Below are 15857 nucleotides of genomic sequence, written 5' to 3'. Positions count from 1 at the left end.
TATGCCAATAAGACGACATCTTTAGGTGACAGCAGTAAAGCTGATGGTAATGAATCGACGGCACTTGGATATAATACTTGGGCGCATTCAGATCAATCAACAGCGATTGGCGCAAGTGCAGGGGCTGAAGGTGAAAATGCAACGGCTATTGGACATAAAAGTACCGCAATTGGCGATAATACATTGTCATTAGGTAGTGGTGCAACGTCTATTGGTAACGGGGCGATTTCCATTGGTTCAGGAGCAGTTAGCCAGAAAAAAAATGCCATTAGTATCGGTGAAAATATTACAAATAATGCAGAAAATAGTGTTGTTTTAGGCGGTAATAGTCAACTTACTGATGATGCAAGTCACTCGGTTATTATAGGAAGTCACTCATTCGGAACAGCAAGTAATGCTATTATATTGGGGGATAAAAGCACTAATAATCGCAATAATTCATTATCAATAGGGAGTAATGATAATCAACGGCAGATAGTTAATGTTGCCGCAGGTACAGAAAATACTGATGCGGTTAATGTTGCTCAATTAAAAAAAGAAAGTCAAAGTGTTCTAAAAGAAGCTGATAATCATATTAGTGATAATAATGAAAAAATATATAATGAAATACAAAAGGAAAAAGAATTCATTATTAATGATACAAAAAATCAAATAAATGAAAATAATAACACTATAAAATCCTATATAGATAATACAAATTCTTTAACGTTAAAAAAAAGTGAAGAAAAAGCCAATGAATTAGCAAATAATGCAGAAAAAAAAGCAAATCAATATACAGATAATCAATTATCTAAATCTGAAAATAATATTAAAGATTATACAAATAGTAAAATAATTGAAATTGAAAATAAGGGGAAATCATATACGGACTTTAAAGTAAATGAACATAATGATAAAGTGGTGCGCACATTGATAACACAAAAAATGAAATTTTAATTTCAACAGATGATAAAGTAAATAAATCAGAAACAAATGCTAATCATTATACGGATAGTGAAATAGCTAAAATTGCTTCAGGTATTGATAATATCATCATACAGAACAATAAAAAGATCACACGAGAGCGTGAAAAATATATCACTCAGAAAGAAAGTGAGTATATTAATACTACAAATACAATAATTAATGAAAGAGATGAATCTTTGAGAGATTATATTGAACAATCAAGAAAAGATTCAATTTTAGTTGCAAATCAGTATACCAATGAGAAGATTAAGAATATTTTTATTGATAACAAAGCCGCGCTTAAAAATATGGATAATAAGATAGATAAAGCTGACAAAAGAGCAAGTGCGGGTGTTGCTTCTGTTGCAGCGATGGCAAATATTCCTTATGTCACTGATCGCACCTTTAGTTTAGGTGTTGGTGTTGGGAATTATCGTAACGCCAATGCACTGGCAACGGGAGCACAATATCAAATTATCGACAATGCCGTTATTCGTGTATCAGCATCATGGAATACGGAAGATAGAGCTGTAGTTGGTGGAGGGATCTCTTATGGTTGGTAATATCAACTTTATGTTCTATTAACTAGGATAGAGCAACAAATAAGGTTGTTATCTTCTATTATAAATTGGCTTTTATTTGTATTTGCTAAATAATAAAGATAACAACCTTTGTTTGATAAGATGAGTAAATAATGATCTATCTGCATTCTGGTGGCGGTGACTCCGCTAAACAACAAAGAGTTAATCAAGCCGCAACAGATAAAGCGCAACAAATTGCCCAAGATCAGCAATCTTTACTCTATACCATCTCCTCAGAGAGTGATTTTCCGACGACGGTTGAAAATATCGGCGCTATTTTATTAATTGAGCCCAGTATTGAATTAGCTCTAGAGGTGTGTCGCCGTTATCAATCATCAACAGAGATAGTGATGGCTGAAAGTGCAATCACGGGGGCAAAGTTGACTGTATGCCAAATTGAATTTGAAGTGATAAAAATTTGTGTTATTTAACGGCTAAAGTTGTTGCAACGTCTTCCTGTTATCCACATTAACTGTGGATAACTCTTGCTTTACATGTGAGTAATCAATTTACCCATTGATTTTATTTGATATTTTCATGTGATTGAAAAGTATCCACAAAGATTTATCTGATCAAATAAAATTGGACGATATTAATTAACCCACAGCATAATAAAATCTGCCGTTTTTAATTTGAAGAATAAAACGACAGATTAGCGGTTATAAAAGCGATGGTTTATCGAATAAAGGGGTTGGCTTACCATGCTCATCAACGGCAACAAAATTAAATTGGCCGTGGATCACTTCTTCTCGTCCTTCGGCATACATATCTTCGAGAAAAATAGAAACATTTACCGTTAGACTGGTACGCCCGACACGTATTACCTCACCAACTAATTCAATAATGGTGCCAGAAGGAATAGGGTGATTAAAATTAATTTTCTCTGTAGAAACTGTCACTAAACGTTTACGGCAAAAGCGCGTAGCGGTAATAAAAGAGACTTCATCCATCCATGCTAATGCCGTTCCGCCAAAGAGTGTGGAGTGATGATTGGTGGTGGTTGGAAAAATAACTTTAGAGACGCGGGTGATTGAGTGTTTAATTTTATCTTGCAACTCTAGAGATAAATCCGTTGTGGACATAATAAAACCTTATCTTTCTATACAGTAGGGATGATCCTAAAGTATAAAATAGAGAAAAATGAAAGCAAAGGAGAGGAATAGATGATATTCCTCTTTAATTTTAAAAGGTTATTTCACCGGTTAAAAATAGTACAGCATCACCAGTAAGCAATAAGCGCTCTTGTTTGAGTTCACACTGTATATTGCCTCCCCTCGCGGAAACTTGTCTGGCATTTAATTTATCTTTGTTTAATTTTTTTGCCCAAATTGGTGCTAATACACAATGTGAAGTGCCAGTTACCGGATCTTCATTAACCCCTTTACGTGGTGCAAAAAAGCGTGAAATAAAATCAAAAGGCGCATGACCTTTCGCCGTCAATATTACACCGGGAAGTGGTAGTTGTGTTATAGCATTAAAGTCAGGTTGATAATCAATAACCTTGTTAGGATCAGCCACAAAGCAGGTATATCTGTCGTGAGATTGCCAAACTTCTTCAATATCTATGTTTAGTGCCGCTTCTAATGACGGTTTTATGGTTGGATTTAATGATGCAGGTACTTGAGGAAAATCGAGAGTAAAACTTGAGGAGTGACAAGATACCGTGAGTTCTCCAGACAGAGAATGGAATTTAAAGCTTGTCGCAGGTGCTTTGTTAATCGTTTTTAATACAAAAGCCGTAGCTAAAGTCGCATGACCACATAGGGGAACTTCTACTTTAGGCGTAAACCAGCGAATATGATTGGCAACTAAAAAAGCCGTTTCAGGTAAACCAATCTCATTAGCTAATTTAAGTAGTGTGTCATCGGGTAGCCATTTATCTAACAAAATAACCGCAGCCGGATTTCCGGAAAAAGGTGTTGAAGTAAAAGCGTTAACATAATAAATGGGAAGCGTGTTCATAAAGTACCTTAATCGGAAAGAGGAAGAAGAAACAATTTAGCAGAGCAAAACAGTGATAAAAAGTGGCTGGAAGTAAAAATAAGAAGTAGGGGATTGAGTAGAAGATTTGTTTACAGAGGGGAAAATCAATAAAAAAGCCATATCATTATTTGATATGGCTTTATGAGAGAGGCTGGCTAATTATGCTTGCGCATTCTCTTTATCATCTGCACTTTGTAACAGTTTACGCACAGGAATAATTAATGCTGCAAGAACAACGGCACAAATAACCAATGCTATAGAGACGTGAGAGAAGAAATCAGGCATAACATCAAGTTTATCAGGACGAATATTTCCACCCATTAAACCTGCGGCTAAGTTACCTAATGCACTCGCACAGAACCATAAACCCATAACCTGTCCACGCATTCTTGCTGGCGCTAAAATAGTCATCGTCGCAAGTCCTATAGGGCTTAAACATAATTCACCTAGGGTCAGCAATAAAATACTGGAAATTAACCATAATGGTGAAACACCACTGCCTGTTGCAAGCACGCTTTCAGAGGCGTACATCATGACGGTAAAGCCACCTGCAGCGAATAAAATACCAATCACAAATTTGCTCATGCTACTTAAATTCATATTGTTGCGTGCTAGCATTGGCCATAACCAGCTAAATACAGGGGCAAGAATAATAATAAATAGCGCATTGACGGACTGGAACCAAACCGCAGGGATCTCAAAGCCCATAAAATTTAGATCAGTATAGTCGTTAGCAAATAAGTTAAATGAGGTTGGTTTTTGTTCGAATGCAGACCAGAACAGGGCCGCTGAAACTAATAATAGGAAGCAAACAAACAGGCGAGAACGGTCACTACTACTTAATCCTGCAAATAGGAATAAATAGATAAAGTAGGCGATAACACTGCCGGAGATCACATAAACCATAAAATTGGCAACAATAACCGGATTAAATGGAATAGTGCCTGAAATAATTAAACCAACAATGGCAATTAATATCACAGCAAGTGCTAATACCCATTGTCCGACATTACGACGCACAACAGTAGGGCGATCCCAACTTGAATCTAAGCCAACTTCTTTATCAAAGCGACGCATTGTCGGTACGGCATAAAAGCGGAAGATCAGTAGTGCAACTAGCATACCAATACCACCAATACCAAAGCCCCAATGCCAGCCATAATCACGGACTAAGAAACCGGTGATCAGTGGTGCGATAAACGAGCCCATATTGATCCCCATATAAAACAAGGAGAAACCACCATCGCGGCGTGTATCATCTTTTTTATACAGGGTTCCCACCATAACAGTGACACAGGTTTTAAATAGGCCTGTACCTAATACGATAAGCAATAAGCCGATAAAAAATAGGTTCTGAGACCAAAACGCTGAAAGTGCGATAGAAAGGTGCCCTAATGCAATAAAGATAGAGCCATACCAAACCGCAAGACGTTGTCCCAACCAATTATCAGCCAGCCAACCTCCTGGCAATGATGTTAAATAAACACCACCAGCAAAAATTCCCACAATAGCAGATGCCTGCTCTCGAGGAATATCCATACCACCTTCATAAACGGTTGCAGCCATAAATAGGATTAATAATGGGCGAATACCGTAGAAAGAAAATCTCTCCCACATTTCTGTGAAGAACAGAGAGCTTAAAGGGTATGGATGGCCAAAAAAGGTTCGGCTTGATTTTGAGTGAGTAGATTGCATCTTAAATTCCCAAAAAAAACCTTTGCAGGTCGTTTGCAAGTAAAAAGAACAAAATATCAGTAGGAGGCAATACAGAATTATTTCATTCTGTTATCAATTGCCACTACATTTAATTAATATATTTTTAACACACTTTTAGTGAACTTCAGTGACTAAAAGCATATTTAATACTTTATAAACCATTTTTTAGTGCAAAAGTCGATAAAAATCTCATTTTGCAATAGTTAACCTTGCAATTTTTTGAAAAAAAAGACAAGAAAAAGTAAAGAGGTGTAAACATGGTGTGTAAATATTTTTCTTATTAAACAATAAATTATGAAAAATAAAATAAAAAAATTAACAATTAGACCTTTAAGAGAGAAAGTGTAATTTTTTATTGAAAAAAAACTATTAACTAAATCTATTGGTGGATTTTTTGACTATTTTCTTTGCGGGGTACGAAAGCTTATCCATGAGTAAATAAGATTAAAAAATACCACCGCAGCGGTGAAATAAAAAACAGCTCTAAATCCATAATTGGCCGCAACAAACGCGCCCATTAACGGTCCAGTAACATTTCCTACATCTCGTAAGGCTTGATTATAGCTGAAAATTCGACCAGCAATTGCAGGCGTAATATTGTATAAAATAAGCGTTTGTACCGCAGGTAACATGGCAGCGTTTACCGCACCCAATAAAAAACGTAATGCGCCTAGTTCCCAATAATTACTGACGAGTGCCATCGGAATAAGCATAAAAATAGATAAACCCAATGTGAAAATAAGCACCTTATCAGGGCCTATGCGATCACCTAATTTGCCAAAACGAGGGGCACTAATTAAAGCGGCAATACCGGGAACAGATGCAATCACACCACTAATAAAGGCAAGATTACTGATAGAGCCGGCTAGATCACGGATATAAAGTGTTAAAATAGGCGTAACAGAGCCTGTTGCCACTTGGATAATCATGGTGGTGAAAAACAGGCAAATGACTAATCTTTTATTTTTGAGTGATGAAAAAACTTGCTGGGTGGATAATGCATCTTTTTTAGAAACAGGGGTAAAATTTTCGCTAACAAAAAATAGGGTCACTATAAAACAGATAAATAAAACCGCGGCTGTAATAAAGAAAACCGGACGTAAACCGTAGAGATCGGCAAGTATTCCACCAATTAATGGCCCAATTAATGCGCCACTTACTGCACCCGTAGAAAGAGTTCCTAATGCCCAACCACTTTTTTTAACGGGCACTTGTGTGGCGATAAGAGCATTAGCATTAGGCACAAAACCCCCTAATACCCCTAATAAAGCGCGTAAAATTAATAGTTGCCAAATATTTTGAGCAAAACCAATGAGTACCATGACGATCGCCATACCTAAGGCAGAACGTAATAGCATTAATTTGCGTCCTTTTCTATCTGACAATTTTCCCCAAAAAGGTGCCGCTATGGCAGAAAAGAGAAAAGTAATACTAAAAGCGACACCAGTCCATAGGTTTAAGGACTCATGATCTTTAATGCCAAGCTCTTCTACATACAATGGTAGAAAAGGCATAATCAAGCTAAAGCCGGCACCCGTTAAAAAACAACCAAACCAGACAATGTAGAGATTTCGTTTCCAAGAATTGTTGCGGGGCTTTAGGTTCATGTCACTCCTTTATCTAAGAATGTAAACGAAGCACATAAAGTGAGAATAATGGTGTTTGCGTTGTTTTTTTTATCTCAATGTTGGTTATCTATTCTTAAATAAGAATATCGCCATAATACAAAATAACAACGATAGGTAGTGCTTTATAATGTGTTTATTTGCAGGAAATAATAGTAGTGAGTATGGCTAATTTTATTATTTTAGTCTTGTATTTTAATCTTGGTTAAGAGAGTCAATCTGTTTGTCAGTGACTGTTTTTTTATTAAAACAGTCACTGATGGGGACTAGTGTACTTTCTTTATCTCATTATATAAAGAAGCTTCTCCAGGTGGGCGGGTTTTAAAACGACGGTGTAACCACATATATTGATCAGGAGCACGTAAAATTTCTTGTTCGACCACTTTATTCATTGCGATAGCGGTGTTTTCTTCACTATCGATGGGAAAATCAGCTACGGCAGGTGAAATAATCAGTTCATAACCTTTTGCTTCAGGTAAGCGCTTTGGTGTAAACGGGATCAGAGCCGGATGACTGGTTTTGACTAGAATATAGGTTCCTGTTGTTGTCGCTGCTTTATCTACGGCAAAAAGTGGGGCAAAGACACTCTTTCGTGGGCCGTAATCGTGGTCAGGGGCATACCAGAGGATCTCTCCTGCTTTTAAATTGCGGATCATACCTTTGACATCTTTTCTATCTAACATAAATTTGTTAGAACGCAAACGACCCCAAGTTTGTAACCAGTCCATAACTGGATTGTCATTAGGGCGATACACACCAATACCGGGGTTTAGCATGCCAAATATACGTGCACCTAACTCTAGAGTTAAAAAGTGTATACCAACGACAATAATACCTTGGCCAGTTTCTTGTACTTTTTGAATATTTTCTCTACCACTGATTTTAAACCAACGTTTCACACGCCAATCAGGCCAAAACCAAGCCATTCCTGTTTCAAATAGCCCCATACCTACGGATTCGAAGTTTTTATTCACTAACGCTTCACGTTCATTTTTAGGCATGTCAGGAAAACATAGCTCAAGATTACGTTCTGCTATTTGTACACGTTTTTTTAAAAAGACTTTAGATAAACGACCTAGCCGTGTACCCAACCAGTAGATAACGGGATAAGGGAGCAGAACGAGAAGATAGAGTAATCCTATCCCCAACCATGTCAGCCAATATTTGGGCTGTAAAAATGATGTTTTAAATGGAGGTGACTTTATCATAAGCCTATCTATTTACTATTTTTCCAATGAATATTCTATATTGTGACACTTTTTACCGCAGATCAGAAATTTTGTCATAAATTTGGCGCTACAATATCAATTCCTTGTAATGCGGTAACTAATTCTGCGATATTTTTAACGGCCATTTTATCCATTACTTTTGCTCGATGTACCTCAACTGTTCTGATAGAAACACAGGCAGTTTCAGCAATTTCTCGATTCATTAGGCCTTGAATAACATAATATGCAATATCTTTTTCTCTTGGTGTTAGTGAGGCATAACGGCGACGGATATCATCAGCCGTAAAGCGTGTTGCAGTTTCAGTAAAGGCGGATTTCAGTGCAGAGAGTAATGCATTGCTATCAACGGGTTTTTGTAAAAAATCAATGGCACCTTTTTTTATTTCTTCAACCGCCATCGGAATATCACCATGACCCGTTAAGAAAATCACTGCTAGCGTACTGTGTTTTTCAATTAAATATTGATGTACTTGTCTACCATCTGCTTTAGGCATTCTCATATCTAACAGCACAACCCCTTGCTGATAAAGGTCAATATTATGGAGAAAATATTCGCTGTCATTCCAAACCTGCGCCGCATAACCTAAGCTTTCTAATAGAAATTGGCAAGCATCGGTGACGGCGAGATCGTCATCAACCAGATGAATTGTTGGCATTTTTCTTCCTCTAATTATTGTTATTGGGGAAAATAAGGGTGATTTTTAATCCAACATTATTTTGCTTATCTTTTTGATTTTCTATGTGAATATCAGCACCTTGTGAATTTAATAAGCGTTGGCAAATCACCAAACCTAAACCAAGACCTTCTGTTTTGGTGGTTTGAAAAGGGGAGAAAGGTTGTTCAAGCTGGCTATGGCTCATTCCTCCCGCATCATCTTTGATCACAATTAACAACCTATCTGGCGCTTTATGGGTGCTTATCTGTAGCACTTTAGTACCCGCCTGTAGGCTATTGGTGATCAAATTAGATAATATTTGCTCTAATAATGTTTCAGGTAAGTATAGGGTATCATGTTTATCAATCTTAGTGATCAGAGTCACTTGTGGATATTTTTCATCAATACGTAATAACCGCCAAATATGTTCAATACATTGGGCAATATTTTGTTCTGACAGTGGCACTGTATCACTATTTGCTGATTGCTTACCTACCCATAAACGTAGATTGCGAATAATATCTGCGCCACGTTGGGCTTGCTGGTCTATCTGTCGTAACGCGGGGAGTAATGGATGATTTTTGTTCTCTTTTTCTAGGCGGATCGCACTACCTTGGGCATAACTTTTGATCGCAGAAAGAGGTTGATTAAGCTCATGAGCAAAGCCTGACGCCATTTCACCTAAAATATTTAAACGCTGAGCTTGTTCTAATGCCTCTTTTTGCTCTCTTAAATGGATATGCGCTTGTTCTAATTGATGGCTACGTCTTCTGACCAAATAACTAATCCAGATTTGGTTGAAAACCAGTAAGATAATGGCACCCAATGATAATCCGATAATAAAACGGTGCTGGATAGCCCAAATTTTCGCATCTTGCCAAAGTTGTCGCTGCCTTGGGTGTTGGTTGACTTCTCGGAGTAAATTTTCCACTTGAGAATGAGAAGCGGGTGCCCCCCATTTCATGGCGTCGCTTTCATCATTGAGTAATGTTCGTGTCACTTTATCCACTAATGTGTCAGGAACAGTATCTAATGCAGCAAATGACCAATTAGGATAGAGCGGAGTACTAGTTAAACAAGAAGTATTGGTAGAATAATTTAATAATGGACGATAATCTTCTTTATTAATAAGACCTTCGTTATCCATATTTTCTAATAAGCAAACTGGGATGATCGCTGCATTAATATCGCCATCACGTAATAAGTAAAGTAACGCATCAGCCGGAAAACCACTAAAACGTAATGTAAAATCCTGCTCAGGATCAATCCCTTCTTCACGCAGTGCTTTGTAACCTAACAGATATCCACCAAAGGCATCTGGTGCAATGGCGCCAACACGCTTTCCGACTAATTCATGAATCGATGTAATTGCGCTGTCTTTGCGCACCAAAATAAGGCTACCAATCACATTTCTTGTTGTGTTATCAGGCTCATAACCCGAGCGTAAAGAGAGTAACCAACGTAGCGGATATGCACTATCAAGCTGGACAAATTGCGCTGGATTCGTCAATAGAAAATCTACTCTCTTGTCCGCCACTGCTTGCTTCATTTCTGACAAGTTAAGTGGTAACAGCAGAAAGCTATCTGTGGGTATTTGTTGATCTAAGGTATCGATAAGCGGTTGCCAATGTCTTTGGGTTGAGGCGTCGCCTCGCAACGCTAACACACCAATAGTCCACTCTTTGGCAACCGCAGAAGAAGAGAGCAGAAAAAAGAGCAGTAATAAGCTCAAACTAGCGATTTTTTTTATCCCAATTGTCTGTTTTATCGTCATAACTATCTAATGTTAAATATTGTTTTGGATCAAGTTCGCACCGAGTATGTGGTAAACCACAATAGGTGGAGGACTCAGTAATTTTTACAATGCCATAAATACTTATTTTCTATTCCCTTCGCTCAATGTGGCAGGTATTTACTGAGTGATACTGGAGACAAATATGGATCTTGGTAAACGAAAATTCTTACAACAATTAGGGGTCCTTACCGCAGGTGCTTCACTGGTTCCTCTCTCTCAAGCAGGCATTAAACTATCCCCAGAGCGCCGTGAAGGCTCAGAGGATAAACGTTATGGCATGCTGATCGATCTGCGTCGTTGTGTTGGGTGTCAATCTTGTACAGTGAGCTGTACGATTGAAAACCAAACGCCACAAGGACAATTTAGGACGACAGTAAACCAATATCAAGTTGCTATCAAGGGGCAAGAGGGAATAACGAACGTCTTACTCCCTAGATTATGTAACCATTGTGACGAGCCTCCGTGTGTACCTGTTTGTCCTGTTCAAGCAACATTTCAACGCAAAGACGGGATCGTCGTGATTGATAATGAACGTTGTGTAGGCTGTGCTTATTGTGTGCAAGCATGTCCTTATGATGCCCGTTTTATCAACCATTCCACTCAGACAGCCGATAAATGTACTTTTTGTGCTCATCGCCTAGAAGTTGGGTTATTACCTGCCTGTGTTGAATCTTGTGTGGGGGGCGCTCGTATTATCGGTGATATGAAAGATCCACACAGCACAATAAGTAAAATGATCCGCGAGCATGAACATGAATTAAAAGTACTTAAACCAGAAAGTGGCACCTTGCCACAAGTTTTTTATCTTGGTTTAGATGATGCATTTGTGCAGCCATTAGTTGGACAAGGGCAACCCGCATTATGGCAGGAGGTTCACTCATGATTTCATCCGTTTCGCAAATTCAAGAAGTGATAGCGATCCCCCAAGAATACTTTTGGTTACCTTGGGCAGTTCAATATTTCTTTTTTATCGGCATTGCGTGTTGCGCAACACTTTATGCATGCTGGCAATGTTGGAAAGGGCGTACAGGTAATCCTCGTTTAGAAGCTGTTGCGGTTTTTATTGCCGTTACGGCGGGGATCACCGCCCCTTTAGCATTAACCGCTGATCTCCATCAAACCGCACGTGTTTGGCATTTTTATGCTTATCCAACGCCTTGGTCGTGGATGGCATGGGGATCACTATTACTGCCACTCTTCTCTGCATTTAGTATTTTGTACTTTATTGCCATGGTCGTGCGTTTAGTGTGGAAACGTGAATATAAGTTAACGCGTTGGGTTGCTTTAGCCTGCGCCTTAACCTCGATAGGTTTATTGCTCTATACCGGCCGTGAAGCTTCTATTTTAAAAGCAAGACCGGTGCTTTATACCTACTGGCTGCCGATATTACTGTTTTTTAGTGCCATGCAAGTATTGCCTACGCTATTAGCATTAGGTACGCGACGAGAGCCTGTGTATCAGCGTGAACTGGCTATGTGGTTTATCGGATCTTTAATGTTACTTGCTGTATGTACAGGTTTTTGGATTGCGGGTGATACTATTTCAGGACAAGCTATTAGGCAACAATTGGCAATGGGAAGTTTAGGCTGGTGGAGTGCGATAGGGGTTATTGCCTTATGGATAGTGTCTGTTGCTATGGGCGGTTTAATGGCAAAACAGGCACGCTCAGTGGCATTTATTACCGTAATGGCTTTTATTTCAATGGGATTGGCGTGGGTATTACGTTGGCTAATGTTAATGGGAAGCCAATATATTCCCAAATATAACATTATTACCAATCCTTATCAGTTCCCGCTGGGTAATGATGGATTATTAGCGATTGTTGGAACATTTGGGCTTTGGATAGCGTTAACCATTATATTCAGAGAAAGTATTCGTTGGGTTGTCAGGAGAGTACAGCATGGCTAAGTTTACAAGACGTCAATGGCTTAAAGGTGGATTGGTTATCGGTGGTATTGCCGCATTTGCTGCCAGTTATCGCGATGTTGCTAAGCGTGCTGTCGACGGTCTCGTTGATGGGACTTCTGGTAAGGTTACTTTGGATAGGATCAACGGTAACTCTTTATTACCAGAAGGTAAAATCACGGCGAAAGCGAATTGGCAACCTAATACCAATCAAGCTGTTTGTATGACTCAGTGCTTTGGCTGCTGGACTCAGTGCGGTGTGCGTGCGAGAGTCGATCGTAACAATAATCAAGTATTACGTATTGCAGGAAATCCTTATCACCCATTATCTCAGGATATCCATTTTGGTTATAACATGCCAATAAAAGAAGCCTTTGAAAAAATGGGGGGCGAAAGTGGTTTAGCTAACCGCTCTACGGCTTGTGCTCGTGGTGCGACGATGATGGAAAGCCTCGATAGTCCTACTCGTATTCTTGAACCCATGAAACGAGTGGGTAAACGAGGTGAGGGGAAATGGCAACGAATTAGCTTTGAGCAACTGATCAAAGAAGTGGTTGAGGGGGGCGATTTATTTGGTGAAGGGCATGTTGATGGCTTACGTGCTATCCGCGATTTAGCAACACCCATTGATCCTAAACAGCCAGCCCTAGGACCTAAAGCAAATCAGTTATTAGTTACTAATGCTGGGGATGATGGCCGAGATAGTTTTATTCGTCGTTTTGCACAAAATGCCTTTGGTAGTAAAAATTTTGGGGCTCATGGCTCTTATTGTGGATTAGCGTATCGTGCCGGCTCCGGTGCATTAATGAATGATCTGGATAAAAACGCTCATGTGAAGCCTGATTGGGATCATGTTGAATTTGCACTATTTTTAGGTACTTCACCTGCGCAATCAGGTAATCCATTTAAACGCCAAGGTCGCCAATTAGCGAATGCGCGTATTCGTGGTTCGTTTAACTATGTAGTTGTGGCACCTGCTTTGCCATTAACCACCACGTTAGCGAATGATCATGGTCATTGGGTACCCGTACAACCGGGAACAGATGCTGCTTTAGTGATGGGTATGATCCGCTGGATCATTGAAAACAAACGCTATAATGCTGAGTATTTATCGGTGCCCAGTGAAGTGTCGATGAATAATGTTGGAGAGCGAAGCTGGACTAATGCGACACATTTAGTCATTAGTGATGAAAATCATCCACTGTCAGGGCAGATGTTAACCGCCGCGCATCTTGAGGATATTGCCGATGATGGCGAAGCGCAAAATATGGTTATAGCCCTTAATGGACAGCTTACAGCAGCGACGCAAGTAGACAGAGCACAGCTTTTTGTTACTCAAAAAGTGACATTAAAAACAGGTATTGAGGTTACAGTAAAATCAAGTTTCCAATTATTAACTGAAGCTGCAAGTCGCATGTCATTGGCGGAGTATAGTGAACGTTGTAAAGTACCTGAAAGCACTATTGTTGCCTTAGCGCGTGAATTTACTGACTATGGACGAAAAGCTGCGGTTATCTCACATGGTGGCATGATGGGGGGAAATGGTTTCTATACGGCGTGGAGTGTCATCATGCTAAACGCTTTAATTGGAAATCTAAACCTGAAAGGGGGAGTATCTGTCGGTGGAGGTAAATTTAATGGTGCGATAGATGGCCCTCGTTACAACATGGATAGTTTTAAAGGCAAAATTAAGCCTAAAGGAATGGTGCTATCGCGCAGTAAAGTGGCTTATGAACAATCTGATGAATACCGTGAACGGATCGCGAAAGGGGAGTCTCCTTATCCTGCTAAAGCGCCGTGGTATCCGTTTGCCGCAGGGCAATTAACAGAGCAACTGGGGTCGGCATTAGCGGGTTATCCTTATTCATTAAAAGCATGGATAACCAATATGACGAACCCGCTATACGGTATTGCAGGTATTCGCCAAGTTATGGAAGCGCGTCTTAAAGATCCACAGCATCTACCATTGATTATTGGTATCGATGCTTTTATGAATGAGACCACTGCACTGGCGGACTATATTGTGCCTGATACGCATAACTTTGAAAGTTGGGGATTTAGTGCGCCGTGGTCTGGTGTACAAGTCAAAGCCAGTACGGCACGTTGGCCGATTGTAGAGCCTCGTGTGGCGAAAACAGCCGATGGTCAACCTATATCAATGGAAACTTTCTGCATTGCGGTTGCTAAAGCATTAGACTTACCCGGCTTTGGTGAAAATGCGCTAGAAGATAAAGATGGGCATTTCCACGCAATTAATAGTGCTGAAGATTATTATCTGCGTGTAGCGGCTAATATTGCCTTTATGGGCGAGCAGCCTGTAGCACCTGCCAGCCATGAAGATATTTTATTAAGTGGTGTCGATCGTATTCTTCCTGCTATTACTGCCACTTTAAAAGAAGAAGAAGTCCTAAGGGTGGCGAATATTTATACTCGTGGTGGGCGTTTTGCCCCTTATGATAAAGCATGGAATGGTGATGCGACAGGCCCGCAATGGAAGAAACCATTACAGATCTGGAATGAAAATGTAGCGAAGAATCATCATGCTATTACCGGTGAGCGATATAGTGGTTGCCCAACTTATTATCCACCGCGTTTATCTGACGGTAGCGATATACATCAACATTTTCCACAAGAGCAATGGCCATTAAAACTGATGTCCTTTAAATCTCATGTGGTAAGTAGCTCAACGGGCATGATCCAACGTTTAAGAATGGTAAAACCAAGCAATTTAGTCGCGATTAATCCGCTAGATGGTGAAAAATGGGGGATCAAGCATGGTGATAAAGTGCGCATAGTGACCCCTGGTGGAGAGGTTGAGGCTGAAATTAGTTTATTAGAGGGGGTTATGCCTGGAGTGTTAGCGATTGAACATGGTTATGGACATAAAGAGCTAGGCTCACGTCAACACTATTTAGATGGGCAACCATTAGCTATGGATAAAGCAATAGGTAGTGGTATTAACTTAAACGACTTAGGCTTTGCTGATCCAACACGAGAAATAACGAATACTTGGTTAGATTGGGTTTCTGGTGCCTCTGTACGTCAAGGATTACCGGCAAAGATTGAGCGTATCGCCTAATAGTATGTAGCAATAGTGTCTTTTTGTTGTTGATGACTCTATTGGTGCTCACTTCACTCTAGGATAGCTGTAAGAGTGAAGTGAGTCATGCTATGACATATTGTGCTTATTAATATGTTTAGTGTCATATTGAATATGAAGAAGATTTTTTATGTTATAAAACGTTGCTCTTAGGTGATTAAATATTTTTAATTTTTGATATGTTCACCCATATTTATAATCCTATTATAGAGTTCAATGTTAAGTAATAGGAATTTGTTATTTCCTCAATTAATTAAACTATTAGCTTCATAATTTCATTCCATAAAATATATCAATCATTAAACGATAAGTTTGTATTTAT

General features: G+C 39.3%; 12 protein-coding genes and 1 pseudogene. 6 read left to right on the top strand and 7 right to left on the bottom strand.

Annotated elements, in window-relative coordinates; translation table 11 throughout:
* The 3 genes and pseudogenes from AACU95_RS06430 to AACU95_RS06420 form a co-directional block, all read left to right on the top strand.
* Nucleotides 1-936 (top strand): annotated as a pseudogene (locus AACU95_RS06430) (YadA-like family protein); the annotation flags it as partial.
* 206 nt (nt 937-1142) lie between these two features.
* Nucleotides 1143-1508, top strand: a complete 366-nt coding sequence (locus tag AACU95_RS06425) for a YadA C-terminal domain-containing protein (protein ID WP_237611999.1) — start codon at nt 1143-1145, stop codon at nt 1506-1508.
* A gap of 131 nt (nt 1509-1639) precedes the next feature.
* Nucleotides 1640-1957 (top strand): hypothetical protein, encoded by a 318-nt coding sequence (locus AACU95_RS06420; RefSeq protein ID WP_004243593.1) that lies wholly within the window; start codon nt 1640-1642, stop codon nt 1955-1957.
* A 228-nt stretch (nt 1958-2185) separates the two neighbouring features.
* Here the strand turns inward: AACU95_RS06420 and AACU95_RS06415 are convergent, their stop codons facing one another.
* The 7 genes from AACU95_RS06415 to ttrS all read right to left on the bottom strand — a co-directional run bounded on the left by AACU95_RS06415 (nt 2186) and on the right by ttrS (nt 10509).
* The gene (locus AACU95_RS06415; protein WP_004243592.1) at nt 2186-2608 is read right to left on the bottom strand and encodes an acyl-CoA thioesterase; all 423 of its coding nucleotides are present in this window, start codon (nt 2606-2608) and stop codon (nt 2186-2188) included.
* Between the two features lie 100 nt (nt 2609-2708).
* Nucleotides 2709-3488: a PhzF family phenazine biosynthesis protein gene (locus tag AACU95_RS06410; protein WP_012368073.1), complete on the bottom strand. Its 780-nt coding sequence runs from the start codon at nt 3486-3488 to the stop codon at nt 2709-2711.
* Nucleotides 3489-3668: 180 nt separating this feature from the next.
* The gene (locus tag AACU95_RS06405) at nt 3669-5204 is read right to left on the bottom strand and encodes a peptide MFS transporter (protein WP_004250754.1); all 1536 of its coding nucleotides are present in this window, start codon (nt 5202-5204) and stop codon (nt 3669-3671) included.
* A 419-nt stretch (nt 5205-5623) separates the two neighbouring features.
* Nucleotides 5624-6832, bottom strand: a complete 1209-nt coding sequence (mdtG, locus tag AACU95_RS06400) for a multidrug efflux MFS transporter MdtG (protein WP_004243586.1) — start codon at nt 6830-6832, stop codon at nt 5624-5626.
* 284 nt (nt 6833-7116) lie between these two features.
* The gene (locus tag AACU95_RS06395) at nt 7117-8058 is read right to left on the bottom strand and encodes a Kdo(2)-lipid IV(A) acyltransferase (protein WP_004243585.1); all 942 of its coding nucleotides are present in this window, start codon (nt 8056-8058) and stop codon (nt 7117-7119) included.
* A 74-nt stretch (nt 8059-8132) separates the two neighbouring features.
* Nucleotides 8133-8735 carry a tetrathionate respiration response regulator TtrR gene (ttrR, locus tag AACU95_RS06390; protein WP_004243584.1) on the bottom strand — a complete coding sequence of 201 codons (603 nt, stop codon included), beginning with the start codon at nt 8733-8735 and terminating at the stop codon, nt 8133-8135.
* Nucleotides 8736-8745: 10 nt separating this feature from the next.
* On the bottom strand, nt 8746-10509 hold the full coding sequence (ttrS, locus tag AACU95_RS06385) for a tetrathionate respiration histidine kinase TtrS (protein ID WP_017628017.1): 1764 nt from the start codon (nt 10507-10509) through the stop codon (nt 8746-8748).
* 163 nt (nt 10510-10672) lie between these two features.
* On the opposite strand from ttrS, the gene ttrB reads away from it, so the two are divergent.
* From ttrB to ttrA, 3 genes are read left to right on the top strand one after another with little or no spacing between them, the layout of a single operon-like run.
* Complete coding sequence (gene ttrB / locus AACU95_RS06380; RefSeq protein WP_004243581.1) at nt 10673-11413, top strand: tetrathionate reductase subunit TtrB; 741 nt, start codon at nt 10673-10675, stop codon at nt 11411-11413.
* Complete coding sequence (ttrC, locus tag AACU95_RS06375) at nt 11410-12438, top strand: tetrathionate reductase subunit TtrC (RefSeq protein WP_017827842.1); 1029 nt, start codon at nt 11410-11412, stop codon at nt 12436-12438. The genes ttrB and ttrC overlap by 4 nt, the downstream gene beginning before the upstream one ends.
* A complete protein-coding gene (gene ttrA, locus AACU95_RS06370; protein WP_161737050.1) occupies nt 12431-15514 on the top strand; it encodes a tetrathionate reductase subunit TtrA in 3084 nt (1027 codons plus the stop codon). The genes ttrC and ttrA overlap by 8 nt, the downstream gene beginning before the upstream one ends.
* The last annotated feature ends 343 nt before the right edge of the window (nt 15515-15857 follow it).

The organism is Proteus sp. G4415, from assembly GCF_963896075.1.
Classification (GTDB): domain Bacteria; phylum Pseudomonadota; class Gammaproteobacteria; order Enterobacterales; family Enterobacteriaceae; genus Proteus; species Proteus mirabilis.
Note: the sequence above shows the minus strand (reverse complement) of the source record. Positions and strands in the feature narration are given on the sequence as shown.

Bases quoted from the DNA above. Each gene is read 5' to 3' on its own strand.
- AACU95_RS06420 (WP_004243593.1), top strand. From the start codon at position 1,640: ATGATCTATCTGCATTCTGGTGGCGGTGACTCCGCTAAACAACAAAGA.
- AACU95_RS06415 (WP_004243592.1), bottom strand. From the start codon at position 2,608: ATGTCCACAACGGATTTATCTCTAGAGTTGCAAGATAAAATTAAACAC.
- AACU95_RS06410 (WP_012368073.1), bottom strand. From the start codon at position 3,488: ATGAACACGCTTCCCATTTATTATGTTAACGCTTTTACTTCAACACCT.
- AACU95_RS06405 (WP_004250754.1), bottom strand. From the start codon at position 5,204: ATGCAATCTACTCACTCAAAATCAAGCCGAACCTTTTTTGGCCATCCA.
- mdtG (WP_004243586.1), bottom strand. From the start codon at position 6,832: ATGAACCTAAAGCCCCGCAACAATTCTTGGAAACGAAATCTCTACATT.
- AACU95_RS06395 (WP_004243585.1), bottom strand. From the start codon at position 8,058: ATGATAAAGTCACCTCCATTTAAAACATCATTTTTACAGCCCAAATAT.
- ttrR (WP_004243584.1), bottom strand. From the start codon at position 8,735: ATGCCAACAATTCATCTGGTTGATGACGATCTCGCCGTCACCGATGCT.
- ttrS (WP_017628017.1), bottom strand. From the start codon at position 10,509: ATGACGATAAAACAGACAATTGGGATAAAAAAAATCGCTAGTTTGAGC.
- ttrB (WP_004243581.1), top strand. From the start codon at position 10,673: ATGGATCTTGGTAAACGAAAATTCTTACAACAATTAGGGGTCCTTACC.
- ttrC (WP_017827842.1), top strand. From the start codon at position 11,410: ATGATTTCATCCGTTTCGCAAATTCAAGAAGTGATAGCGATCCCCCAA.
- ttrA (WP_161737050.1), top strand. From the start codon at position 12,431: ATGGCTAAGTTTACAAGACGTCAATGGCTTAAAGGTGGATTGGTTATC.